General features: G+C 47.2%; 1 protein-coding gene. It reads right to left on the bottom strand.

What is annotated here, in order from left to right:
* The coding region (locus C6366_RS18870; RefSeq protein WP_233248591.1) for an ATP-binding protein at nucleotides 1–401 on the bottom strand (401 nt) is incomplete at its 3' end.
* Between the last annotated feature and the right edge of the window lie 23 nt (nucleotides 402–424).

The following is a 424-nucleotide window of genomic DNA, read 5'->3' as shown; positions in this document are numbered from 1 at the left end:
CCTTTATCCGGTATCGACTCAATTGAGACCTCTCCCCTTATAGCCGCAATGTTGCGCTTTACCACATCCATTCCCACGACGCGACCTGAGACTTCTGTAATGGTGGATGCAGTGGAGAATCCGGGTAGAAACACCAGTTCAAGGATTTCTTGTTCCGTCAAAGTCGCGTTAGCTTTTATTATGCCTTTTTCAATGGCCTTTTTACGGATGCTTTCAGGATTTATACCCCGGCCATCGTCTTTAATCTGAATTACCACGTTGGCTCCGGAGTATCCTGCCTCAAACTTGATGGTTCCGGCTTCGGGCTTCCCTTTTCTTTGCCTTTCTGACGGTGACTCTATTCCGTGATCTACGCTGTTTCTGATAATATGAAGGAGTGGATCAGAGAGGCTTTCAATCATGGTCTTGTCCAGCTCTGTATCGG

Origin of the sequence: Desulfonatronum sp. SC1 (genome assembly GCF_003046795.1) — a bacterium.
Classification (GTDB): Bacteria; Desulfobacterota; Desulfovibrionia; order Desulfovibrionales; family Desulfonatronaceae; genus Desulfonatronum.
The sequence above is the reverse complement of the archived record's forward strand: the minus strand, read 5'-3'. Positions and strand labels throughout refer to the sequence as shown.